At 58.9% G+C, this 22,514-nt stretch carries 20 protein-coding genes; 8 read left to right on the forward strand and 12 right to left on the reverse strand.

The window, feature by feature from the left end; genetic code table 11:
* Positions 1-25: 25 nt before the first annotated feature.
* Positions 26-1,309, reverse strand: coding sequence for a YeaH/YhbH family protein (locus K5R89_RS07955; protein WP_012968476.1), 1,284 nt, complete (start codon positions 1,307-1,309; stop codon positions 26-28).
* An 85-nt stretch (positions 1,310-1,394) separates the two neighbouring features.
* Positions 1,395-3,329, reverse strand: a complete 1,935-nt coding sequence (gene yeaG, locus K5R89_RS07960) for a protein kinase YeaG (RefSeq protein WP_004203779.1) — start codon at positions 3,327-3,329, stop codon at positions 1,395-1,397.
* Positions 3,330-3,745: 416 nt separating this feature from the next.
* On the opposite strand from yeaG, the gene K5R89_RS07965 reads away from it, so the two are divergent.
* Entirely contained in the window at positions 3,746-4,492 is a 747-nt protein-coding gene (locus tag K5R89_RS07965) for a MipA/OmpV family protein (protein ID WP_023289272.1), read from the forward strand.
* A 91-nt stretch (positions 4,493-4,583) separates the two neighbouring features.
* On the forward strand, positions 4,584-5,438 hold the full coding sequence (locus tag K5R89_RS07970) for an aldo/keto reductase (RefSeq protein ID WP_048334776.1): 855 nt from the start codon (positions 4,584-4,586) through the stop codon (positions 5,436-5,438).
* Positions 5,439-5,498: 60 nt separating this feature from the next.
* Here the strand turns inward: K5R89_RS07970 and K5R89_RS07975 are convergent, their stop codons facing one another.
* Positions 5,499-6,383, reverse strand: a complete 885-nt coding sequence (locus K5R89_RS07975; protein WP_023289274.1) for a D-hexose-6-phosphate mutarotase — start codon at positions 6,381-6,383, stop codon at positions 5,499-5,501.
* A 74-nt stretch (positions 6,384-6,457) separates the two neighbouring features.
* On the reverse strand, positions 6,458-7,453 hold the full coding sequence (gene gapA / locus K5R89_RS07980; protein ID WP_004203784.1) for a glyceraldehyde-3-phosphate dehydrogenase: 996 nt from the start codon (positions 7,451-7,453) through the stop codon (positions 6,458-6,460).
* Positions 7,454-7,790: 337 nt separating this feature from the next.
* On the opposite strand from gapA, the gene msrB reads away from it, so the two are divergent.
* Both msrB and K5R89_RS07990 read left to right on the forward strand, forming a co-directional pair.
* On the forward strand, positions 7,791-8,204 hold the full coding sequence (msrB, locus tag K5R89_RS07985; RefSeq protein WP_004203786.1) for a peptide-methionine (R)-S-oxide reductase MsrB: 414 nt from the start codon (positions 7,791-7,793) through the stop codon (positions 8,202-8,204).
* A gap of 43 nt (positions 8,205-8,247) precedes the next feature.
* Positions 8,248-8,526, forward strand: a complete 279-nt coding sequence (locus K5R89_RS07990; protein WP_004203787.1) for a YeaC family protein — start codon at positions 8,248-8,250, stop codon at positions 8,524-8,526.
* 94 nt (positions 8,527-8,620) lie between these two features.
* Here K5R89_RS07990 and yajD read toward each other — a convergent pair whose 3' ends face one another.
* From yajD to sppA, 5 genes are all read right to left on the reverse strand, one after another.
* Entirely contained in the window at positions 8,621-8,965 is a 345-nt protein-coding gene (gene yajD, locus K5R89_RS07995) for an HNH nuclease YajD (RefSeq protein WP_002901254.1), read from the reverse strand.
* Between the two features lie 160 nt (positions 8,966-9,125).
* A complete protein-coding gene (locus tag K5R89_RS08000; RefSeq protein WP_032452507.1) occupies positions 9,126-10,379 on the reverse strand; it encodes a glycoside hydrolase family 18 protein in 1,254 nt (417 codons plus the stop codon).
* 171 nt (positions 10,380-10,550) lie between these two features.
* Positions 10,551-11,192 (reverse strand): bifunctional nicotinamidase/pyrazinamidase, encoded by a 642-nt coding sequence (pncA, locus tag K5R89_RS08005; protein WP_087827925.1) that lies wholly within the window; start codon positions 11,190-11,192, stop codon positions 10,551-10,553.
* 9 nt (positions 11,193-11,201) lie between these two features.
* Positions 11,202-12,221, reverse strand: coding sequence for an asparaginase (ansA, locus tag K5R89_RS08010; RefSeq protein ID WP_023289277.1), 1,020 nt, complete (start codon positions 12,219-12,221; stop codon positions 11,202-11,204).
* Positions 12,222-12,359: 138 nt separating this feature from the next.
* Positions 12,360-14,213: a signal peptide peptidase SppA gene (gene sppA, locus K5R89_RS08015; protein ID WP_004203792.1), complete on the reverse strand. Its 1,854-nt coding sequence runs from the start codon at positions 14,211-14,213 to the stop codon at positions 12,360-12,362.
* Positions 14,214-14,379: 166 nt separating this feature from the next.
* Here sppA and K5R89_RS08020 point away from each other — a divergent pair, with 166 nt between their 5' ends.
* Positions 14,380-14,931, forward strand: a complete 552-nt coding sequence (locus K5R89_RS08020) for an NAD(P)H nitroreductase (RefSeq protein WP_117136851.1) — start codon at positions 14,380-14,382, stop codon at positions 14,929-14,931.
* A gap of 472 nt (positions 14,932-15,403) precedes the next feature.
* Here K5R89_RS08020 and phoC read toward each other — a convergent pair whose 3' ends face one another.
* On the reverse strand, positions 15,404-16,150 hold the full coding sequence (phoC, locus tag K5R89_RS08025; protein ID WP_217259097.1) for an acid phosphatase PhoC: 747 nt from the start codon (positions 16,148-16,150) through the stop codon (positions 15,404-15,406).
* Positions 16,151-16,375: 225 nt separating this feature from the next.
* Between phoC and selD the strand changes: the two genes are divergently transcribed.
* From selD to K5R89_RS08040, 3 genes are all read left to right on the forward strand, one after another.
* Entirely contained in the window at positions 16,376-17,419 is a 1,044-nt protein-coding gene (gene selD, locus K5R89_RS08030) for a selenide, water dikinase SelD (protein ID WP_217259098.1), read from the forward strand.
* Positions 17,420-17,423: 4 nt separating this feature from the next.
* Positions 17,424-19,370 (forward strand): DNA topoisomerase III, encoded by a 1,947-nt coding sequence (locus K5R89_RS08035; RefSeq protein ID WP_181479646.1) that lies wholly within the window; start codon positions 17,424-17,426, stop codon positions 19,368-19,370.
* Between the two features lie 174 nt (positions 19,371-19,544).
* Positions 19,545-20,525 carry an NAD(P)H-quinone oxidoreductase gene (locus K5R89_RS08040; protein WP_217259099.1) on the forward strand — a complete coding sequence of 327 codons (981 nt, stop codon included), beginning with the start codon at positions 19,545-19,547 and terminating at the stop codon, positions 20,523-20,525.
* Positions 20,526-20,568: 43 nt separating this feature from the next.
* Here K5R89_RS08040 and gdhA read toward each other — a convergent pair whose 3' ends face one another.
* Entirely contained in the window at positions 20,569-21,912 is a 1,344-nt protein-coding gene (gene gdhA, locus K5R89_RS08045) for an NADP-specific glutamate dehydrogenase (RefSeq protein WP_004176526.1), read from the reverse strand.
* Positions 21,913-22,094: 182 nt separating this feature from the next.
* Positions 22,095-22,505 carry a pyrimidine (deoxy)nucleoside triphosphate diphosphatase gene (locus K5R89_RS08050; protein ID WP_049015058.1) on the reverse strand — a complete coding sequence of 137 codons (411 nt, stop codon included), beginning with the start codon at positions 22,503-22,505 and terminating at the stop codon, positions 22,095-22,097.
* Positions 22,506-22,514: the final 9 nt, after the last annotated feature.

The following is a 22,514-nucleotide window of genomic DNA, read 5'->3' on the forward strand; positions in this document are numbered from 1 at the left end:
CTCGACTCACTGGCTGAGTATTTCACTACGCTTCACTTTTAGACGATTGTTTGTGAAACAGTTCGCGGAATACCGGGTAGATATCCTCCTGGTCGCGGATATGCTGCATGGCGAAATTATCAAAGGTCGCCTGCAGGTGTTCATACTCGCGCCACAGGGTCTGATGCGCCCGGCGGGTAATTTCGATATAGCTGTAATAACGCACCACTGGCAGAATTTTCTTCGCCAGCAGTTCGTGGCACAGCGGGGAGTCGTCGGCCCAGTTGTCGCCATCCGACGCCTGGGCGGCGTAGATGTTCCACTGCGCCGGGTCATAACGCGCCTGCACCACTTCATCCATCAGCTTCAGGGCGCTGGAGACGATGGTGCCGCCGGTCTCCTGAGAGTAGAAGAACTCGTGTTCATCCACCTCTTTCGCCTGAGTATGGTGGCGGATGTAGACCACATCGACGTTTTTATAGGTCCGGCTGAGGAACAAATACAGCAGGATATAAAAGCGCTTGGCCATGTCTTTGGTGGCCTGGTCCATCGAGCCTGAGACGTCCATCAGGCAGAACATTACCGCCTGGCTGGAGGGCTCCGGCCGTTTTTCGTAATTTTTGTAGCGCAAGTCAAAGGTGTCGATAAACGGCACCCGTTCAATTTTAGCCCGCAGTTCGGCAATCTCTTTGCGCAGGCGCTCCTCCTCCAGCAGCTGCACCGGTTCGCTGCGGCTGATGGTCTCCAGATCCTCCTCCAGGGCGCGCAGTTCACGGCGCTTGCCGGCGGTCATCGCCGTCCGGCGGGCCAGCGAGTTCTGCAGCGAACGCACCACGCTGATGTTGGCCGGCACCCCGTTAGAGGTAAAGCCCGCGCGATGGGTTTTAAACTCGTTAAGCTGCCGGTGCTGATTTTTCTTCAGGTTCGGCAGGGCGAGATCTTCGAACAGCAGATCCAGGTACTCATCTTTCGAAATCTGGAAGACAAACTCATCCTTCCCTTCGCCATCGGCGCTGGCTTGCCCCTGACCGCCGCCGCCGCCGCCGCCGCCCCCTTGCGGGCGTTCGATGCGGTCGTTTTGCACGAAATGGTCGTTGCCCGGGTGGACGCGGTTGCGCAGCCCGCCGCGACCCTGATGAAACATCGGCTCGTTGATATCGTCCGTCGGGATCGAGACGGATTCTCCGCTCTCAATATCAGTCACCGAGCGCTTGTTGATGGCCTCGGAGATCGACTGTTTAATCTGCGCCTTATAACGGCGCAAAAAGCGCTGACGATTGACGGCGCTTTTGTTTTTCCCGTTCAGGCGTCGGTCTATGAACCAGGTCATATGCCCTCCTGTACTGCATTAGCCAACTTTACTTATCATCATTCAGCTGCAGTTGGCCCGGCGGCGCACCGCCGGGCTGGACGCATCAGGACGATTTACGAACCCGCAGGTACCACTCGCACAGCAGGCGAACCTGTTTGCGGGTGTAGCCTTTCTCCATCATGCGGTCGACAAAGTCGTCGTGTTTTTTCTGCTCATCGGTTGAGGTTTTGGCGTTAAACGAAATGACCGGCAACAGCTCTTCGGTATTGGAGAACATTTTCTTCTCAATAACCGTGCGCAGTTTCTCATAGCTGGTCCAGTTCGGATTACGTCCGCTGTTGTTGGCTCTGGCGCGCAGCACAAAGTTGACGATTTCATTACGGAAGTCTTTCGGGTTGCTGATCCCGGCCGGCTTCTCAATTTTCTCCAGCTCGGCATTCAACGATTCACGGTCAAACAGCTGCCCGGTGTCCGGATCGCGATATTCCTGATCCTGGATCCAGAAGTCAGCGTAGGTGACATAGCGATCGAAAATGTTCTGCCCGTACTCGGAGTAGGATTCCAGATAAGCGGTCTGGATCTCTTTGCCGATAAACTCGGCGTATTTCGGGATCAGATAGCCTTTGAGGAACTCCAGATAGCGCTCGGCCTGCTCCTGCGGGAACTGTTCGCGCTCAATCTGCTGCTCCAGCACATAGAACAGATGCACCGGGTTGGCCGCCACTTCAACATGGTCGAAGTTAAACACCCTTGAGAGGATCTTAAAGGCAAAGCGGGTGGAGAGCCCGTTCATCCCTTCATCCACCCCGGCATAGTCGCGATACTCCTGATAGGATTTCGCTTTCGGGTCGGTATCCTTCAGGCTCTCGCCGTCATAGACCCGCATTTTCGAGTAGATGCTCGAGTTTTCCGGCTCTTTCAGGCGCGACAGAATCGAGAAGCGCGCCAGCGTTTCCAGAGTGCCCGGGGCGCATGGCGCATGCGTCAGTTCGCTGCTGTTGAGCAGTTTTTCATAGATACGGATCTCTTCGGAGATCCGCAGGCAATAAGGCACTTTGACGATATAGACGCGGTCGAGGAAGGCCTCGTTGTTTTTGTTATTACGGAAGGTCACCCATTCCGATTCGTTGGAGTGGGCAAGGATGATCCCGTTAAACGGCAGGGCGGAGATCCCTTCGGTCCCGTTATAGTTACCCTCCTGGGTCGCGGTCAGCAGCGGATGCAGCACCTTGATCGGCGCCTTAAACATCTCGACGAACTCCATGATCCCCTGGTTGGCGCGGCACAGCGCACCGGAGTAGCCGTAGGCGTCCGGGTCGTTCTGCGCATAGTGTTCCAGCTTACGGATATCCACTTTACCCACCAGCGCCGAAATATCCTGGTTGTTCTCATCGCCTGGTTCGGTTTTGGCGATGGCGACCTGCTCGAGAATCGATGGCCAGACTTTGACCACGCGGAATTTCGTGATATCGCCGCCAAACTCATGCAGGCGTTTGGCCGCCCACGGCGACATAATGGTGCCGAGATAGCGGGTAGGGACGCCATACTCTTTCTGAAGGATCTGCGCATCCTCCTGCGGATTGAACAGGCACAGCGGGTGATCGTTAACCGGGCTGCGCTCGCCGTTGGCGCTCAGCACATAGATAGGCACGCGCTGCATGAGGGCTTTCAGCCGTTCAGCCAGCGATGATTTACCGCCGCCCACCGGTCCCAGCAGATAGAGGATCTGTTTCTTCTCTTCCAGCCCCTGGGCGGCATGCTTGAGGTAGGAAACGATCTGCTCAATGGCGTCTTCCATACCGTAAAACTCTTCAAACGCTGGATAGCGTGCGATGACCCGGTTTGAAAAGAGACGGGATAGCCGCGGCTCGAGAGCCGTATCAACCATGACGGGTTCACCAATGGCCATCAACAGACGTTCTGCCGCATTGGCATAGGCACTGCGATCTTGCCGGCAGATGGTAAGAAACTCCTGCAGTGTGAACTCTTCGTCCTTGGCAGCTTCATAGCGCTGGCGATAGTGATCGAATATATTCATGGCATGCCGTCCTTTCGTTTTTTAGCACAGGTTGAGAGCCGTTCATATGAATAGTGGGGGCCCCCGGAAGACATAAGCTGAACATCGCTCTCCTGGTATCCAGCAACCCTTATGCCAGGTTGCGGGTGGGGTAGCGTGAATGTGCCCTGCAATTACACCTTCTAAATTTAAGCGTAGATGCATTTAGAAATCTTGCATGCCGCAGAAAATCAATTTCAATGACATATCAATAACTCATCCTGAAAAAGACGCTTTTTGATTCGCCGGGACGTGAAGCTGTCATCGGGCTGTCACCAGATGGTAAGAGAAGGGTGGGAAAGTGAACGATTTGTGTCATATCGGGTAAAGAATTTGAGGCATGAGACCTACGACGGTAAACTGCACGGGCTGATTATTTGACAACGGGAATATGGATTGTGACTAAAATCAAACTTCTGGCACTCGGCGTGCTGATTGCGACCTCCGCCAGCGCGGCGCATGCCGATGGGAAGTTCACGCTTGGGGCTGGCGTCGGCATCGTTGAGCATCCGTACAAGCAGTATGATGCGGATGTTTATCCGGTGCCGGTCATTAGTTATGAGAGCGATAACTTCTGGTTCCACGGTCTGGGCGGGGGTTACTACCTGTGGAATGACACCAACGATAAGCTGTCGATAACGGCCTACTGGTCGCCGATGTACTTCAAGCCGGGCGACAGCGATAGCGAACAAATGCGTCGCCTGGATAAACGTAAATCGACCGTGATGGCCGGTCTTTCTTATGTCCACAACACGCCCTATGGCTTCCTGCGCACGACGATTGCCGGCGATACGCTGGATAACAGCAACGGTATCAACTGGGATCTCGCCTGGCTGTACCGCTACACCAACGGGAACCTGACGCTGACGCCGGGCATTGGCGTCGAGTGGAACAGCGACAATCAGAACGAATACTACTATGGCGTCTCGCAGCATGAGTCCCGTCGCAGCGGGATGCGCAGCTACGATCCGGACAGCAGCTGGAACCCGTATCTGGAGCTGGCGGCCAACTATCGCTTCCTCGGCGACTGGAGCGTATACGGTATTGCGCGCTACACGCGTCTGTCGGATGAAATTACCGATAGCCCGATGGTGGACAAATCCTGGAGCGGTCTAATCTCAACCGGGATCACCTACACCTTCTGATTGTGCATTATTACAGTGCGCTTTATGCATCAAAACAGGGCTTCGCGCCCTGTTTTGCTTTATGGTGGTGCAGGGCGCGAAGAAGGAGACGATGGTGAAAAAAACAGTATGCTTTGGCGAGCAGGCGGCAGTTCCGGCCATCGGGCTGGGGACCTGGTATATGGGCGAGAACGCGGCGCAGCGTCAGCAGGAGGTGGCTGCACTGCGCGCGGGCATCGACCATGGCCTGACGGTAATCGATACCGCGGAGATGTATGCCGACGGCGGGGCGGAGGAGGTGGTGGGCCAGGCGATCCGCGGCCTGCGCGACCGGGTGACGTTGGTCTCTAAAGTCTATCCCTGGCACGCCGGCGGAGCGGCGATGCGCCGCGCCTGTGAAAACAGTCTGCGCCGGCTGCAGACCGACTATCTGGATATGTATCTCCTGCACTGGCGGGGCGATATCCCCCTGCAGGAGACGGTCGAGGCGATGGAAAGGCTGGTGGCCGAGGGCAAAATCCGCCGTTGGGGCGTCTCCAATCTGGACACCGACGATATGCAGGCGCTGTGGCGCACGGCGGGCGGCGAACGCTGCGCCACCAACCAGGTGCTCTATCATCTCGCGTCGCGGGGAATTGAATACGATCTGCTGCCCTGGTGTCAGCAGCACACCCTGCCGGTGATGGCCTATTGCCCGCTGGCGCAGGCGGGGCGCTTACGCGATGGACTTTTTCAGCATACCGATATCATCAATATGGCTAACGCGCGGGGCGTGACGGTGGCGCAGCTGCTGCTGGCCTGGGTGATTCGTCATCCGGGAATGCTGGCGATCCCGAAAGCGGCGACTATCGAGCATGTGGTGCAGAATGCCGCCGCGCTTGATATCGTTCTCAGCCCGCAAGAGCTTGCGCAGCTGGATCGCCTCTATCCGCCGCCGCCGCGGAAAACCCGGTTGGATATGGTTTAACCCACAGCGCATCGAGGTGGAGAAGAGAAAAAGCCCCGTGATAAACGGGGCTTTTTGCGGTTAGCGTTTTTTCACGCTGATGGTTTGCGCCAGGCGAGACGGGGTCTCTTCACTGGCTTTCTGCGGCTGGGTCACGCAGCAGGTTTCGACGCAAACGAAGGTTTTATAGCCATCGTCCGGCATGTCGCCCATGCTGACGGACAGCGCCGGGCCCGGGTTCCAGGCCACCACGTTGTGCTGATGATGATGCACCACGTCGATCGTGCGGCTGAGCGCGTCGTCGTGGATCACGCTGCAGCCTTCGGCGTCGAGATAGACGCGGTCGGTACGATCCGGGAAGGTCTGCACGCCGTTGTTCAGAACGCCTTCTTCGGCGTTCTTTACTTTATCGATATAGCGCTCGCCAAGACCGCTCACTTTCACCGCTGCGATATCGCCGACGTTGAAGTAGCTGTGCAGGGCAGAGGTGGTCTCGAATTCGCCGTGGGCTTCCAGCTCGATTTCGCAGGTCTTGCCCAGCTTGAAGCGGGCATAGAGGGTGAACTCATGCGGCCACAGCTTCATGGTTTCAGCGCTGTTCTGCAGCGCAAAGGTCAACATCACGCCGCTGTCGTCTTCATCATGCCCTTCCAGGGTCCACGGCAGGTTGCGGGCAAAGCCGTGCGACGGCAGGCCCTGCTGCGCCGATGGGCCAAACCACGGCCAGCAAATCGGCACGCCGCCGCGCAGGGCGACGCCCTGTTTAAATGGGGTGTTGTTGCTCAGCCACAGGACTTCTTCTTCACCGGCGGGTTTCCAGGAGAGCAGGTGCGCCCCCTGCAGCGCCACAGAGGCTTTCACCTGCGGATGGTCGATGACAATCAGCTCCAGGTCGTCCAGCTGGCGACGGGAGATAACGGGCGAAATGGTTTCATTCACCGGGAGAGCAAAAATTTTATTTATCATTGTGCAATCCTATCTCTGCAGACAAAAAAAAGAGCGACCGAAGTCGCTCTTACAGATTACTTTTTCATCTCAACTTATTTGGAGATGTGGGCAATCAGGTCCAGAACTTTGTTGGAGTAGCCAGTTTCGTTGTCGTACCAGGAAACCAGTTTAACGAAGTTGTCGTTCAGTGCGATACCTGCTTTAGCATCGAACACGGAAGTGCAAACTTCGCCGTTGAAGTCGGTAGAAACAACGTCGTCTTCGGTGTAACCCAGAACGCCTTTCATTGCGCCTTCAGAAGCGGCTTTGATAGCTTTCTTGATTTCTTCGTAGGACGCTGCTTTTTCCAGACGAACGGTCAGGTCAACAACGGATACGTTCGGAGTCGGAACGCGGAACGCCATACCGGTCAGTTTGCCGTTCAGTTCTGGCAGTACTTTACCTACTGCTTTAGCAGCGCCGGTAGAGGACGGGATGATGTTCTGAGCTGCGCCGCGGCCGCCGCGCCAGTCTTTGTGAGACGGGCCATCAACGGTTTTCTGAGTAGCGGTGGTTGCGTGGACGGTGGTCATCAGGCCTTCAACGATACCGAAGTTGTCGTTGATGACTTTAGCCAGCGGTGCCAGGCAGTTGGTGGTGCAGGATGCGTTGGAAACGATATCCTGGCCAGCGTAAGTGTCGAAGTTAGCGCCGCGAACGAACATCGGGGTGTTGTCTTTGGACGGGCCAGTCAGAACGACTTTTTTCGCGCCAGCGGTGATGTGTTTACGAGCGGTTTCGTCGGTCAGGAAGATACCGGTTGCTTCAGCAACAACGTCAACACCAACTTCGTCCCACTTCAGGTTAGCCGGGTCACGTTCAGCGGTAACACGGATTTTTTTACCGTTAACGACCAGATGACCGTCTTTCACTTCAACGGTGCCGTCGAAACGACCGTGAGTGGAGTCATACTTCAGCATGTAAGCCATGTACTCTGCGTCTAACAGGTCGTTGATTGCAACGATCTCGATGTCAGAACGTTTCTGAGCAGCACGGAAAACAATGCGACCGATACGGCCAAAACCGTTGATACCTACTTTGATAGTCATATATTCCACCAGCTATTTGTTAGTGAATAAAAGGTTGCCTGTAAAATTACAAAAACCTTACGCAGCGTCAAGCGGAATCGTGTCAATCATTGCGACAAATCAATCCTGAGCACACCTTGCGCGATTGATTTGCCTCACTCTCCCTTTGAGCCCAATTCCATATGGGGGCTGCGCGCGGAATTTTAAAGGGCATTTAAGATAAAAACGTGATTTAAGTCACAATTATCTGGCTGCCTGTGGGCACCGGATAAGTTTAGAACAAAAGTGTACGCTTCATTGTTAATGTTTTGTTAGAATTGGGGCGAAAGTTGTCCATTGCAAAGCGAGATGTAAGCCCATGGCAAATAAACCCTCCCCGGAAGAGCTGAAAAACGGCTTGAGCGAAATGCAGTTTTACGTGACCCAACATCATGGCACCGAACCGCCTTTCACCGGACGGCTGCTGCACAACAAGAAAAATGGCGTGTATCACTGCCTGGTGTGCGATGCGCCGCTGTTCAACTCCCAGACCAAATACGACTCCGGCTGCGGCTGGCCGAGCTTCTACGAGCCGGTAAGCGAAGAGGCCATTCGCTATCTGGACGACAGCTCCCACGGCATGCAGCGCATTGAAATCCGCTGCGGAAATTGTGATGCCCATCTCGGTCACGTGTTTCCGGATGGCCCGCAGCCGACCGGCGAGCGCTATTGTGTCAATTCGGCGTCGCTCAGCTTCACCGATGAGCAGAACGGCGAGCAGATTAAGGGCTGAAGAAACGATTCAGCAAATTATTCCAGGTGGAGGTGAGCGGAAGATGGATATTGAACAAATTATCGACAGCATGACCCCGGAAGTGTATCAGCGTCTGGCGACGGCGGTAGAGCTGGGAAAATGGCCGGATGGCGTGGCGCTGACGCCGGAGCAGAAGGAAAATAGCCTGCAGCTGGTGATGCTGTGGCAGGCCCGGTATAACACCGACGCCCAGCATATGACCATCGACACCCGCGGGCAGATGGTGATGAAGAGCAAACAGCAGCTGAAGGAAGATTTCGGCATCGTGCCGAAGCCAATAGCCACCGTGAAGTTGCAATAAACCGCCGGCCGGCGGGGAGACGTTCCGGCGTCGGGTGATCCGGCGCCGGACTAGGGTAGCGTCAATGACCGCGCCCGGCGGCCAGTCGCTTCGCTTACTTTTTATTCATCATCGCTTTCAGGTCGGCAAACGGGTTGTAGGTGGCCTCGCCGACGCTCTTTTGCGCATCTTCGCCCGCTACCACCGTGGAGCCATACTGATCGGCTTCGGTGTACTTGGAATGTTCGTGATCGTGACAGTAAAGGCACAACATCTCCCAGTTGCTGCCATCTTCCGGGTTATTGGAGTGGTCGTGATCGATATGGTGCACCGTCAGCTCGCGCAGATTGGAGTAGACAAACTCCCGTGAGCAGCGTCCGCATACCCAGGGAAAGAGCTTGAGCGCCTTTTCGCGGTAACCCACTTCCAGACGTGCGTAATTTTTGGGGATATAGGCCATGGCCCCCTGCCTCCTGTCAAACGGTTAAGCTGCGCCAGCCCCTGGCGCAGCGGATAACAGGCATCATAACCTATCCCGGGCGGCGCGATATACCTGCATTGCCGGCGATGCTGCCTGCGTCACGCCGCCCGGCGGCGGCGATGCGGCGGAACAGCCGCGATTAGTGTTTGATCCCCAGCGATTCCGCCAGCTGGCGGGCCAGCTGGTTCTGGTCATCGGCGCCATACTCCCAGAACATCGCTCCGGCGAGGCCTTTCGCCTTGATGTAGTCCGCTTTAATGGCCACCGAGCGCGGGTTCTCGTAGGAGAGGGCGAACAGCGGCTTGCCCTCCGCGGACTGCACCGACAGCCACGGGACTTTCGCCTCATCGTCCCAGTGCTCGGTAAAGCGTTTCTGCGGATCGTTGAGCAATTTGCCCACGATATCATTGTATTTCACGTAGGTGTCTTTGCTCAGGTCATAGCCCAGCGAGGCAAACAGCGCGATCTGCTGTGGACCAAAATAGGGCTGGGTGACCGGGTTCTTTTGCGCATCCGCTTTACTCCAGTCAATCCCCGGCTCGACCGCCCGTTTCGGCACCCGGCCATAAAAACCAATTCCGAGGTTCATCTGGCTGGGTTTAAGCCCGGCGGCCAGGTAATTGTTGACCACAAAATCGGCGCTGTATTTATCCGCCGCGGCGACCGTCGGCCAGTGGCTGGAGTCATACAGGTTCGAGTTGAAGTACTGCGTGCCGTAGGCCATGTCGTAGGTCATCAGGTTGATGTAGTCGAGCGATGACGCAATCGCTTTGACGTCCACCCAGCTTTTCGGGCTTTCGGCGTTGGCGCCCACGGCGATAGTGACCAGTTTCCTGGTACCAAACGCTGCGCGCAGCTCTTTTAACAGCGCGGTAAAGTTATCGCGATCGGCCGGTTGACTGGCAACCAGCCCCCAGGCGCCGTTGACCGGAAACTCCCAGTCGAGGTCAATCCCATCCAGACCATATTTTTCAACAATTTCCTGCGCAGACTGAATAAACACCTTCCGGGTTTCTTTGCTTGCCGCCGCGCCGGAGAAACCGCGCGCCCCCCAGCCGCCGACCGACAGCAGGACTTTGAGGTCCGGGTTCTGTTTACGCAGGGCCGGGAGCTTTTGCAGATCCGCCTGCACCTTCGGCGACAGCCAGATCTCGTGCAAATGAGCAGGATCCTTCAGGGCTGCGTTGGTCTCGTCTTTTTCATCGTTATAGATAAGGCCAAACGAGTAGTTGAGATGGGTGATCTGCCGGACGTCCAGCTTGTCGATATCCCCGCCCGGCCCGGCAGTGACGTCGCCGCCGCCGTTGAAATAGCCGACGGACATCAGCGGTTGGGCAGAGAGCGCGGAAGCGCAAAGCAGGGGCAAGGCTGCCAGCAAGGGCAAACGTTTCATAGTGGTTCCTCTTTGACATAAAAAAAATAACCGCGCCACGGAAATGGCGTGGCGAAAAAACAGCCTTGCCAGACTACCAGCAATAACCTGTTGAAACTGCGAGAGAGTTCAATTTATGGACGATAACGAAGCGGTAGAAAAAGCCCCGGCGCGGGCGCGCCGGGGGCGGGATCAGGCGTGGGTTTCCCGCCAGTCGTCGAGGGTATAGAGCGTGGCGCCTGCGGCGGCCATCTCCATAAACGCCTGGCTGCTGTCCTGCGGCTGAAGATTCACCCCGCGGCAGCCGTCGGTGATGACGTTGACCGTGTAGCCCAGCGCCAGGGCATCCAGCACGGTGAACTTAACGCAGTAATCGGTGGCGAGGCCGAGCACGGTCAGCTCCACGATCCCCTGACCACGCAGCCAGCCGTCCAGTTCAGTTTTCTGCCGGTGACCGTTGTCAAAAAAAGCGCTGTAGCTGTCAATGACCCGGTTTTGCCCTTTGTGGAACACGGCGGCGATGGCCTGCTGCTTGAGCAGGGGATGCAGCGCCGCGCCTTCGCTGTGCTGAACGCAGTGATCCGGCCAGAAAGTTTGCGCCAGGCCATCCAGGTCGCCCACGGTGTAGGGCTCCACCTGGTGCTGGCTGGCGAAGCTGCCGTGATCCGCGGGATGCCAGTCCTGGCTGGCGACGATGGGCTCGCCGCGCGCCAGGCTCCAGTCGATAAGCGCATTGGCCACCTCGACGGTGCTGTCGCCTTCGGGAACCGCCAGCGCGCCGCCGGCGCAGAAGTCGTTCTGCAAATCAACCAGTAACAGCGCTCGATGCGCCATACGTCCTCCTTAAGCTTCGTCAGGGGTCAGTTCGCCACGCAGATTCTGCTGCATCGCCGCGCGAATGGCGTCAACGTCCAGCTGCTGGCTCAGCAGATAGTGTAGCTTGGTCAGCGTCGCTTCCACCGTCATATCGAAACCACTGATGACTCCCGCCTGGGCGAGGGCATTGCCGGTGGCATAGCCGCCCATGTTCACTTTCCCGGACATACACTGCGTCAAGTTGACCACCACAATGCCGCGCTGGCTGGCTTCCGCCAGCACCTGAATAAACTCGCCATTCTGCGGCGCATTGCCGACGCCGTAGGAGCGGAGGATCAGCGCTTTCACCGGCTGGCGCAGGAAATTACGCACCACGTCGGCGGAGATGCCGGGGTAAATCGTCACCACGCCAATCGGCTGCGGGGTGATGGGGTGCACGATAAGCTCACCGCGGCCCTGCGGCGCCGGCGGGGTACCGAGACGGCGGATATGGATCCCGGCCTCCAGCAGCGGCGCGAGGTTTGGCGAGGCGAAGGCGTCAAAGCCGTCGGCATGGGCTTTAGTGGTACGGTTACCGCGGAACAGCCGATTGTTGAAGAACAGCGCCACTTCGTTAATCGGATAGTTGGCGGCGACGTACAGGGCATTGAGCAGGTTGATCTGGCCGTCGGAGCGCAGCTCGGCCAGCGGGATTTGTGACCCTGTCACAATCACCGGTTTACCGAGGTTTTCCAGCATGAACGACAGCGCAGAGGCGGTAAACGCCATGGTGTCGGTACCGTGGAGGATCACAAAGCCATCATACTCCTCGTAATGGCTGCGGATATCGTCAGCGATGTGCTGCCAGTCCTCAGGGGTCATATCGGATGAATCCATCAGCGGATGGTATTCATGGATCGTGAAGTCCGGCATCTCCGGGCGATGGAACTCAGGCATCAGCGCCAGTTGACGCTGGAGATGGCCGGAAACGGGTACATAGCCGTGTTCAGAGCGCTGCATACCGATGGTCCCACCGGTGTAGGCAACGTAAATCGATTTTTTTTGCATAGCATCGCTTAGGTTGGTCGTAGACAGGCGCAGTATAAAGAGACGGAGGAAAAAATACAGTGTTGGCCGCTCGCTTTGTGGCGGCGCTGGCAGGTGCGGAAAAAAGGCTGCCCCGGGAGACGGGGCAGCCGCTGCGTATTAACGGATGTTGGCGCAGGTCAGGCAGAAGGCATAGCGGTTCTGCGGGTCGTTAAACGCCGCCAGCTTGTCGCTTTCGGCTTTCACCGTCTCGGCTGCCGCGGCCACCGGCGCAGGCAGCCAGGCCTGAATGGCGGCCGGCAGCGAGGCGCGTACCGAACCGGTCAGGCTGTCCAGCACCATCGAGAAGAAGGTGGGCTCTTCCTGATAGTAGTTGAGGTGCCAGGTTTTCAGCTTCGCCAGCTCGGCGGCCTTGGCCACCGCGTCGTCGAAGTCGCCGAGGCTGTCGACAAGACCGTTGGCTTTGGCATCTTCCCCGGTCCAGACGTGGCCCTGGGCAATCTGGTCGATTTTCTCCGGCGTGCTCTTACGCGCGTTAGCCACCAGGGTGATAAAGCGTTGATAGCCGTTCTCAATGCTCAACTGCATCAGCTGCTGCACTTCCGGCGGCAGCGCTTTGGTGCTGGAGATATCCGCCAGCGGCGATGTGGCGACGCCGTCGGTATGGACGCCAATCGACCCGAGGGTGTTTTCCACGGTGTTGATCACCCCAAAGATGCCGATGGAGCCGGTGAGGGTGCTTGGGTTCGCGACAATGTAGTCCGCCGGCGTGGAGATCCAGTAGCCGCCGGAGGCCGCCATGCCGCCCATTGAAACGACCACCGGTTTACCCGCGGCTTTGGCTGCCGCCAGCTCTTCGCGAATGATTTCCGAGGCGGTCACGCTGCCGCCCGGGCTGTTGACGCGCAGGACGATGGCCTTAATTTTCGGGTCGAGGCGCGCATCGCGAATTTGCGCAGCGGTGGTGTCGCCGCCGACGTTGCCCGGGGTCTCCTCGCCGTCCATGATGGCGCCGTTGGCGAAGATCACCGCGATGGCGGAACCCTGGTCAGACGGTGTTTTCACGTTGTAGTCGTAATAGCTGATCGCCCGGTAATTGTTATCCGCTTTGCTCCAGCCAAACTGTTTGGTCAGCGCCTTTTCCACTTCCGTGGAGGTCGCCAGCTCATCCACCAGCTTATTGTCCAGCGCATATTTCGCCGTATCGCCGCCCACCTTACGCAGGCCATCGATAATGCCCTGGGCGCCCGGGAAGAGCTGCTGGGCGGTGATCTGCCGGTTGGCGGCGATGGTGTTGAGGTAGTTCTGCCACAGTTCGCCAATCCAGCGGCTGTCCGCTTCGCGGGCGGCAGGGGACATGTCATCGCGAATGAAAGGCTCGACGGCGGATTTATAGGTGCCGACGCGGAAGACATGGGTGGAGACTTTCAGCTTATCCAGCAGCGACTTGTAGTACAGCCCGTTGGTGGCGAAGCCGTGCAGGTCCACCTCGCCCTGCGGAGAGAGCCAGATTTTGTTGGCAAAGCTCGCCAGGTAGTACTGGCCCTGGCTGTAGCTGCTGCCGACGGCATACACCGGTTTGCCGCTGTCGCGGAATTCGCGCAGCGCTTTACCGATGTACTGCATGGAGGGCTGATCGCCGCCGACGAAGTTTTTCAGATCCAGCACAATACCGGTGATATTACGGTCATCCTTCGCCTGACGGATGGTCTGCACGATATCGAACAGAGAATTCTCCTGCAGACGGTCCGAGCTGGCGCCAAACAGCTGGCGGCCAATTACGCCGAGCTTGCTGCTGGCGGACGGTTTATCCACCACCACGCCGGTAATATCCAGCAGCAGCGCGCCGCGCGCGGCATGTTCGCTGGTGGTGCTGCTGAACTGGCTCCAGATGCCGATACACACCAGCACCAGCACCAGGAAGATCGCATTGAGGGCCAGTTTGCGAATAAAGTTGAGTATCCGCCACGTCCATTTAAAAAAGCTGGCAATCAGTCGCCAAAGGGTTCGCATGTATTCTCCCTAACGTTATCTAAAAATGGGCAGGCCGCAGGGGCCGCCGCGTCTGGCTATCCTAAAGAGTGAGCCGTCGGTTGTCAGCAGGAATCACCGACCGCGCTGTAACAAAATCCTTGTGCATGTTAATTTTATGAAAAATGACATCACAGGAGTTATACAGATGGATGCTCTCGACCTACTGCTTAATCGCCGCAGCGCTTCCCGCCTGGCGGAACCGGCCCCGGCCGGCGAACAGCTGGAAAACATTCTGCGCGCCGGGCTGCGCGCCCCGGATCATGGCACCCTGCAGCCGTGGCGCTTTTACATTATCGCCGATGACGGCCGCGAACGCTTTAGTCAACTGCTGGAAAAGGGGGCCCTGGAGGCCGGCCAGGATGAGAAGGGCATAGAGAAAGCCCGCAATGCGCCGTTTCGCGCGCCGCTGATCATTACCGTAGTGGCGCGCTGTGAAGACCACCCGAAGGTGCCGCGCTGGGAGCAGGAGATGTCCGCTGGCTGCGCGGTGATGGCGATGCAGATGGCGGCCCTGGCCCAGGGATTCAACGGCATCTGGCGCAGCGGAGCATTGACCGAGAGCCCGGTGGTGCGGGCCGGCTTCGGGTGCCGCGAGCAGGATAAAATCGTCGGCTTCCTCTATCTGGGCACGCCGCAGCTGAAAGCCTCAACCACCATTGCCCTGCCGGATACCGCGCCGTTTGTGACGCGATTCTGAGTCAGCGCGTGTTACGCCGGGTGGCGGCTGCGCCTTACCCGGCCTACATTCGTGCGACCTGTCGTTAATTTATTCACCATTGTTGCTGAAACTGCCGGTGCTGGCCGCCCCCTGTGTGCTCCCTGCGCCATGCCAGACATAACGCAGAAGACATATCGGGAGCGCCATCTGCCCGGACATAACACAGGAGTGGTAGCCCTGCTAAGCGCAGCGCGAGCAGGGAAATTTACGATTGCGCCGTTATTTCGCCGGGTGGCGGCTGCGCCTTACCCGGCCTACATAACCATCCTTATATCAGACGGATACCCCTTAATGTAGGCCCGCGCAAGCACAGCGCCGCCGGGCGATGGCAGCAGGCTCGGAGCCGCATCTATGCCGGGCGGCGGCGTGCGCCTTACCCGGCCTGCAGCCCCAAAGGTAGCCCGGACAAGGCGCGCCAGGCGCCGTATCCGGGAGTTCAACGGCGATGACGTTACTTCTGCGTTTTGGCGAATTCGTCTTTGGCTTTCTGCAACTGCTGCTGGAAGGCCGGGTTGGTGTGCAGCGTGGCGACCACCGCGGAGCCGACGATGCGCGCCGCATCGACATCGCTCTGCCAGTGATAGCCGCAGATCACCCGGCTCTCGCCGAGCTCATAGCCGCGCTTCAAAATTTCGTTCTGCCGCTGCGGGTTGATCTCCGCCAGCACCAGGGCGGTGGCCCAGCCGATGGAGGTATGCCCGGATGGGTAAGAGCCGTTTTTCGCCAGCTTGTCCTGCTCGGTGGTGTTGCAGGTGGAGACACCGTAGAAGGCAAACGGGCGAATGCGCATATACCTCTCTTTCGCGCCGCGGGTCGCCAGATCGCCGGCGTCTTCAATCATATTGGTCAACAGCTTATGGAGCTGCGGCGCGTCCTTTTCGGTGATCGGCGAGCCAAAGGCGCTGGAGAAGGCGTTAGCCACGCCGCCCGCGCTGAGGTTGGCATCCTCTGCCGCCAGCTTCCCGCGCTCGGTGTTGCGCAGCAGGCGCCCCTGCTCATACATCGCCTGATCGTTTAAGAACGCGATACTGCCCACCGCCGGCGGCGGCGGCAACAGCGCCAGGCTGTCGATGGCCTGGGCATTGGTCAGATAGTAGAGATCGGGCTTGGTGGTGACATCGTTACCGGGGGGAACCAGCGCGAAGGCGTTAACGGAGAAGAAACTGGCCAGGCAAAGGGCAAGAACACGCTTTTTCATTAGAATTTCCTTACGTCATAATCATTCCAGAGAAGACAGTCCTGGGTTGTCACATTTCTGTCATCTTTAAGTAAAAGTGAAAATGGTCGGGAAAAAATTGCCGCGTCTCGCAAAAACGGCTTTTTGTCTGCTTAATGAGCAACCATACGCGATTTCAGACTGTCGTACTTACCACCCTGACGTTTGGGCGCTAACATAGCGGGATTGCAATGACAGGAGATGTCCATGAGCGAGCAAGCCATTCGTTTAACGCAATACAGCCACGGAGCCGGTTGTGGTTGTAAAATTTCCCCGAAAGTGCTGGAAACCATCCTGCATAGCGAGCAGGCGAAGTTTGTCGACCCGAACCTGCTTGTCGGCAACGAAACCAGCGATGATGCCGCCGTTTACGATCTTGGTAATGGCACGTCAATCGTCAGCACCACCGACTTCTTTATGCCGATTGTCGATAATCCGTTCGACTTTGGCCGCATTGCCGCCACCAACGCCATCAGCGATATTTTCGCCATGGGCGGGAAACCGATTATGGCGATTGCCATTCTCGGCTGGCCGATCAACACCCTGGCGCCGGAAATCGCCCGCGACGTGGTGGAGGGCGGGCGCTTTGCCTGCCAGCAGGCCGGGATCGCGCTGGCGGGCGGCCACTCCATTGACGCTCCGGAGCCAATCTTTGGTCTGGCGGTCACCGGCGTGGTGCCCACCGAGCGCATCAAGAAAAACAGCACCGCGCAGGCGGGCTGCAAACTGTATCTCACCAAACCGCTGGGGATCGGCGTGCTGACCACCGCGGAGAAAAAATCGCTGCTCAAGCCAGAGCATCAGGGGCTGGCGACGGAAACCATGTGCCAGATGAACCTCGCCGGCGCCGCGTTTGCCGCTATCGACGGGGTGAAGGCGATGACCGACGTCACCGGCTTTGGCCTGCTCGGCCACCTCAGCGAGGTGTGCCGCGGGGCCGGCGTGCAGGCGCAACTGCGCTATGCCGATATCCCGAAACTGCCGGGGGTGGAGGAGTATATCGCCGCCGGCGCGGTGCCGGGCGGCACCGGGCGCAACTTCGCCAGCTACGGCCATTTGATGGGCGAGATGCCGACGGCGTGGCGCGATCTGCTGTGCGACCCACAGACCTCAGGCGGTCTGCTGCTGGCGGTGGCCCCGGTGGCGGAGGCGGAAGTCCAGGCCGCCGCGGCGGAGTTCGGTATTAAGCTGGCCGCCATCGGCGAGTTGGTGACCGCCCGTGGCGGGCGACCGATGATCGAGATCCGTTGATTCGATGCGGTTGTTTATTGCAGAAAAACCGAGTCTCGGTCGGGCTATCGCCGATGTGTTGCCTAAACCGCACCGCAAAGGCGATGGCTATATTGAGTGCGGCAACGGGCAGGTGGTCACCTGGTGTATCGGTCACCTGCTGGAGCAGGCGCAGCCGGACGTCTATGACAGCCGCTATGCCCGCTGGAATCTCACCGACCTGCCGATTGTGCCGGAGAAATGGCAGCTGCAGCCCAAACCTTCGGTCACCAAACAGCTGAATGTGATCAAGCGCCTGCTCGGCGACGCCGAGGAGGTTATCCACGCTGGCGACCCCGACCGTGAAGGGCAACTGCTGGTGGACGAGGTCCTCGACTACCTGCAGCTGGCGCCGGAGAAGCGCCAGCAGGTGCAGCGCTGTCTGATAAACGATCTCAACCCGCAGGCGGTGGAGCGGGCGATCAACCGCCTGCGCGCCAACAGCGAGTTTGTGCCGCTTTGCGTGTCGGCGCTGGCGCGGGCGCGCGCCGACTGGCTGTACGGCATCAATATGACCCGGGCCTATACTCTGCTGGGGCGCAACGCCGGCTATCAGGGGGTGCTCTCCGTGGGGCGGGTGCAGACCCCGGTGCTCGGCCTGGTGGTGCGCCGCGATGAAGAGATTGAAAACTTCGTCGCCAAAGATTTCTTCGACGTCAAAGCGCATATCGTCACGCCGCAGGAGGAGCGCTTTGTCGCGACCTGGGTGCCGAGCGAAGCCTGCGAACCTTACCAGGATGAAGAAGGGCGCCTGCTGCATCGTCCGCTGGCCGAGCACGTGGTTAAGCGTATCGAAGGCCAGCCGGCGCTGGTGACCGGCTATAACGATAAGCGCGATTCCGAACCCGCGCCGCTGCCGTTTTCGCTGTCGGCGCTGCAGATTGAGGCGGCCAAACGTTTCGGCTTCAGCGCGCAAAACGTGCTGGATATCTGCCAGAAGCTGTATGAAACCCACAAGCTCATCACCTATCCGCGTTCGGACAGCCGCTACCTGCCGGAAGAGCATTTCGCCGGCCGCCATTCGGTGCTGAATGCGATTGCCGTCCATGCGGCGGATCTGCTGCCGCAGCCGGTGGTGGATCCGGAGATCCGCAACCGCTGCTGGGATGATAAAAAGGTCGACGCGCACCATGCGATTATCCCGACCGCCCGCAGCAGCCAGGTCAAACTCACCGATAACGAAGCGAAGGTCTACACCCTGATCGCCCGGCAGTATCTGATGCAGTTCTGCCCTGACGCGGTGTTCCGTAAATGCCAGATTGACCTTGAGATCGCCAACGGCAAATTTGTCGCCAAAGCGCGTTTTCTGGCCGAGGCGGGCTGGCGGACGCTGCTTGGCAGCAAAGAGCGCGATGAAGAGAACGACGGCACGCCGCTGCCGGTGGTGGCCAAAGGCGATGAACTGCTGTGCGAGAGGGGCGAGGTGGTGGAGCGCCAGACGCAGCCGCCGCGCCACTTTACCGACGCCACGCTGCTGTCGGCGATGACCGGGATTGCCCGCTTCGTGCAGGATAAAGATCTGAAGAAGATCCTCCGCGCCACCGACGGCCTCGGCACCGAAGCAACCCGCGCCGGGATTATCGAACTGTTGTTTAAGCGCGGTTTCCTGAGCAAAAAGGGGCGCTATATTCACTCCTCGGAGGCCGGAAGGGCGCTGATTCATTCCCTGCCGGAGATGGCCGGGCGACCGGACATGACCGCCCACTGGGAGTCGGTATTGACGCAAATCAGCGAGAAACAGTGCCGCTATCAGGATTTTATGCAGCCGCTGGTGGGGACGCTGTATCAGCTGATCGAGCAGGCGCGCAGCACGCCGGTGCGCCAGTTCCGCGGTCTGGTGGCGCCTGGCGGGGCGAAAAAATCCTTCAGTAAGGGCAAAGGCAAAGCGAAAGGCAAAAAAGCGGCAGACGATGCCGCGCCGCCGCCGCAATAACCCGCCCGGCGGCCGCGAGGATGCGCTTCCCCGCGGCCGCCGTTTCTCCCCCCGCCAGGTCAATGGTCTACACTAAACAGCCGGGAAGGGGTTGACGACCCCCTCAGAACAGGGATGCCCATTGCCCTTCCCGATGCCGTTGCTCATTTCTCTCCCAGGCGATAAGGAGGACCCGTGAAATATATCGCTATCAGCCAACCGGGTGGCCCGGAAGTATTGCAGATCCGCGAAGGTGAGATCCCCACCGTCGGGGAGCATGAGGTGCTCATCAAGGTGAAAGCGGCGGGCGTCAACCGGCCGGATATTCTGCAGCGCCAGGGGCTGTATCCCATGCCTGAGGGTATCACCCCCGTGCCCGGCCTCGAGGTGGCGGGCGTGGTTGTGAAGGTCGGCGCGCAGGTCACAACCTTTGCCCCCGGGGATCGCGTCTGCGCGCTGACCAACGGCGGCGGGTATGCCGAATACTGCGCCGTCCCGGCAGGCCAGACGCTGCCGATCCCGGCGGGCCTCAGCTTTAGCGAAGCGGCCGCCATTCCGGAAACCTTCTTCACGGTGTGGGCGAACGTTTTCCAGCTCGGTAAGCTGCAGTCCGGCGAGAGCATTCTGATCCACGGCGGCGCCAGCGGGATTGGCACCACCGCGGTCCTGCTGTGTCACGCGCTGGGGATGAGCGTCTATGCCACCGTCGGCCAGGACGAAAAAATTGCCGCGCTGCGACCCTACGCCACGGCGATCAACTACAAAACCGAAGATTTCGCAGAGAAAATTCACCAACTGACCAACGATGAAGGGGTGGATGTCATTCTGGATATCGTGGGCGGCCCTTACTTTAACCGCAACCTGGGGTTACTGAAAAAGGATGGACGGCTGGTGATCATCGGCTTTATGGGCGGGCGAATCGCTCATGAGGTGGATATTCAGACCCTGATGCTCAAGCGGGCGACCGTCACCGGCTCCACCATGCGCGGCCGGACGACGGCGGAGAAACAGGAGATTGCCGAGGCGCTGCGGCGCCACGTCTGGCCGCTGCTTGAGGCAGGGAAATGCAAGCCGATGATCTACGCCAGCTACCCGATGGCGGAGATTGCCGAAGCGCATGCCTGTCTGGACAGTGGTCAGCATCTGGGGAAAGTGGTGATCACGATGACGTCGTGAGACGCCTCCCGGCGGGCAGCCGCCGGGAGGGCGTCAGGGGAGGTTAAATCACGCCCTGGGCGAGCATGGCATCCGCCACCTTCACGAAACCGGCGATATTGGCGCCGCGCACGTAGTTGGTCTGCTTCGCTTCACCGCCGTACTGCACGCAGGCGTGGTGGATATCCAGCATAATGTGATGCAGGCGGGCATCCACTTTTTCCGCTTTCCAGCCCATGCGTGCGGCGTTCTGCGCCATCTCCAGACCGGACGTCGCCACGCCGCCGGCGTTGGCCGCTTTGCCCGGGGCAAACAGCACGCCAGCTTCAAGGAACAGATCGGTCGCGGCGATGGTGGTCGGCATGTTGGCGCCTTCCGCCACGGCCTTCACGCCGTTGGCAATCAGCTGGCGGGCGGCATCGACGTCCAGTTCGTTCTGAGTGGCGCAAGGCAGGGCGATATCCACCGGCACTGACCATGGCTGCTGGCCTTCGAGATAGGTGAGGCCAAACTCGCGGGCGTAGTCGGCCACCCGGCCGTGGGCACGCTCTTTGATGTCGATCAGGCGGGCCAGTTTTTCTTTGGTGAAGCCCGCCTCGTCAACGACGGTGCCGTTGGAGTCGGAGGCGGTGACCACCCGCGCGCCGAGCTCCATCGCTTTCTCAATGGCGTATTGCGCGACGTTGCCGGAGCCGGAGACCGCCACGCGAGCGCCTTCGAAGCCGAGGCCGTGACGTTTGAGCATTGCTTCGGTGAAGTAGATCAGGCCGTAACCGGTGGCTTCCGGACGGATCAGGCTGCCGCCGAAGGAGAGGCCTTTACCGGTGAAGACGCAGGCGCTGTTGTTAGAGAGTTTGCGCATCATGCCGGCCATAAAGCCGACCTCGCGGCCGCCGACGCCGATATCGCCCGCCGGTACGTCGGTATCCGGGCCAAGATGGCGATAGAGCTCGGTCATCAGCGCCTGGCAGAAGCGCATCACTTCGCCATCGCTCTTGCCTTTAGGATCGAAATCGCTGCCGCCTTTCCCGCCGCCCATCGGCAGGGTGGTCAGGGCGTTTTTGAAGGTCTGCTCGAAGCCAAGGAATTTGAGAATCGACAGATTCACCGACGGATGGAAGCGCATCCCGCCCTTATACGGGCCGATGGCCGAGTTGAACTGCACGCGCCACGCGCGGTTGACCTGGACCTGATTGCGGTCGTCCACCCACACCACGCGGAACTGGATCACGCGCTCCGGTTCCACCAGACGTTCCAGCAAAGCAAGCTGACGATAGCGCGGATTTTCCTCAAGGAAAGGCCACAGGGTGGTCATGACCTCCCGGACGGCTTGAGCAAATTCGGTTTGATGAGGATCGCGCTGTTGAACGCGGGTGAGAAAGCCTTCCAGAGTGCACGTCTGATCCATAGATATAAGTTCCCCTTATGGTTGTGGTTGCGTGTATTTATTATGATTCGGTCCTTGAAAAAACCGATTTTCCGACTATAACACCGCTAATCCTTAGGCAAGCAAGGAAAAATTAAGCCGTCAGCAAAATTTATAATTGTCCGCCCGTCATAACTAAAAACGATGACGAGGCGGCGAGCGGATCAGCGGGGAGAAAGGGACGGGCGATGGGCGATAAAGGCGTGCAGGAGGGGGATATCGGCCGGGGCGAGATCGAGGGTTAAGGCGTCGGCAGGAAGGCACCAGCGCAGCTGGCTGTGATAGTGGGCCAGCGGCACGCCCTGAAAGTTCGGTACCCACCAGGCGTGCAGATGGATCTGGCGACCGGAGACTTCCCGCTGATGGCTGGCGATATAGCATGCCGGGTGGGCGATGATGCCCATCTCCTCCCGCAGCTCCCGGGCCAGCGCCTGCGGCTGGCTTTCACCCGACTCCACTTTGCCGCCGGCGAATTCCCACATTCCCGGCTGGTCGGCGTGGGGCGGGCGCTGCGCCAGCAGAATTTTGCCATCCTGTTCAATAATGGCGGCGACAACTTCAATCATTTTTAGCATAAGCATCAA

The organism is Klebsiella sp. TF21-TM, from assembly GCF_019753495.1.
GTDB classification, from domain to species: domain Bacteria; phylum Pseudomonadota; class Gammaproteobacteria; order Enterobacterales; family Enterobacteriaceae; genus Klebsiella; species Klebsiella quasipneumoniae.

Excerpts from the sequence above, each read along its gene's own strand:
- K5R89_RS07955 (WP_012968476.1), bottom strand. The coding sequence starts at position 1,309 with ATGACCTGGTTCATAGACCGACGCCTGAACGGGAAAAACAAAAGCGCC.
- yeaG (WP_004203779.1), bottom strand. The coding sequence starts at position 3,329 with ATGAATATATTCGATCACTATCGCCAGCGCTATGAAGCTGCCAAGGAC.
- K5R89_RS07970 (WP_048334776.1), top strand. The coding sequence starts at position 4,584 with ATGGTGAAAAAAACAGTATGCTTTGGCGAGCAGGCGGCAGTTCCGGCC.
- K5R89_RS07975 (WP_023289274.1), bottom strand. The coding sequence starts at position 6,383 with ATGATAAATAAAATTTTTGCTCTCCCGGTGAATGAAACCATTTCGCCC.
- gapA (WP_004203784.1), bottom strand. The coding sequence starts at position 7,453 with ATGACTATCAAAGTAGGTATCAACGGTTTTGGCCGTATCGGTCGCATT.
- msrB (WP_004203786.1), top strand. The coding sequence starts at position 7,791 with ATGGCAAATAAACCCTCCCCGGAAGAGCTGAAAAACGGCTTGAGCGAA.
- K5R89_RS07990 (WP_004203787.1), top strand. The coding sequence starts at position 8,248 with ATGGATATTGAACAAATTATCGACAGCATGACCCCGGAAGTGTATCAG.
- yajD (WP_002901254.1), bottom strand. The coding sequence starts at position 8,965 with ATGGCCTATATCCCCAAAAATTACGCACGTCTGGAAGTGGGTTACCGC.
- K5R89_RS08000 (WP_032452507.1), bottom strand. The coding sequence starts at position 10,379 with ATGAAACGTTTGCCCTTGCTGGCAGCCTTGCCCCTGCTTTGCGCTTCC.
- pncA (WP_087827925.1), bottom strand. The coding sequence starts at position 11,192 with ATGGCGCATCGAGCGCTGTTACTGGTTGATTTGCAGAACGACTTCTGC.
- ansA (WP_023289277.1), bottom strand. The coding sequence starts at position 12,221 with ATGCAAAAAAAATCGATTTACGTTGCCTACACCGGTGGGACCATCGGT.
- sppA (WP_004203792.1), bottom strand. The coding sequence starts at position 14,213 with ATGCGAACCCTTTGGCGACTGATTGCCAGCTTTTTTAAATGGACGTGG.
- K5R89_RS08020 (WP_117136851.1), top strand. The coding sequence starts at position 14,380 with ATGGATGCTCTCGACCTACTGCTTAATCGCCGCAGCGCTTCCCGCCTG.
- phoC (WP_217259097.1), bottom strand. The coding sequence starts at position 16,150 with ATGAAAAAGCGTGTTCTTGCCCTTTGCCTGGCCAGTTTCTTCTCCGTT.
- selD (WP_217259098.1), top strand. The coding sequence starts at position 16,376 with ATGAGCGAGCAAGCCATTCGTTTAACGCAATACAGCCACGGAGCCGGT.
- K5R89_RS08035 (WP_181479646.1), top strand. The coding sequence starts at position 17,424 with ATGCGGTTGTTTATTGCAGAAAAACCGAGTCTCGGTCGGGCTATCGCC.
- gdhA (WP_004176526.1), bottom strand. The coding sequence starts at position 21,912 with ATGGATCAGACGTGCACTCTGGAAGGCTTTCTCACCCGCGTTCAACAG.
- K5R89_RS08050 (WP_049015058.1), bottom strand. The coding sequence starts at position 22,505 with ATGCTAAAAATGATTGAAGTTGTCGCCGCCATTATTGAACAGGATGGC.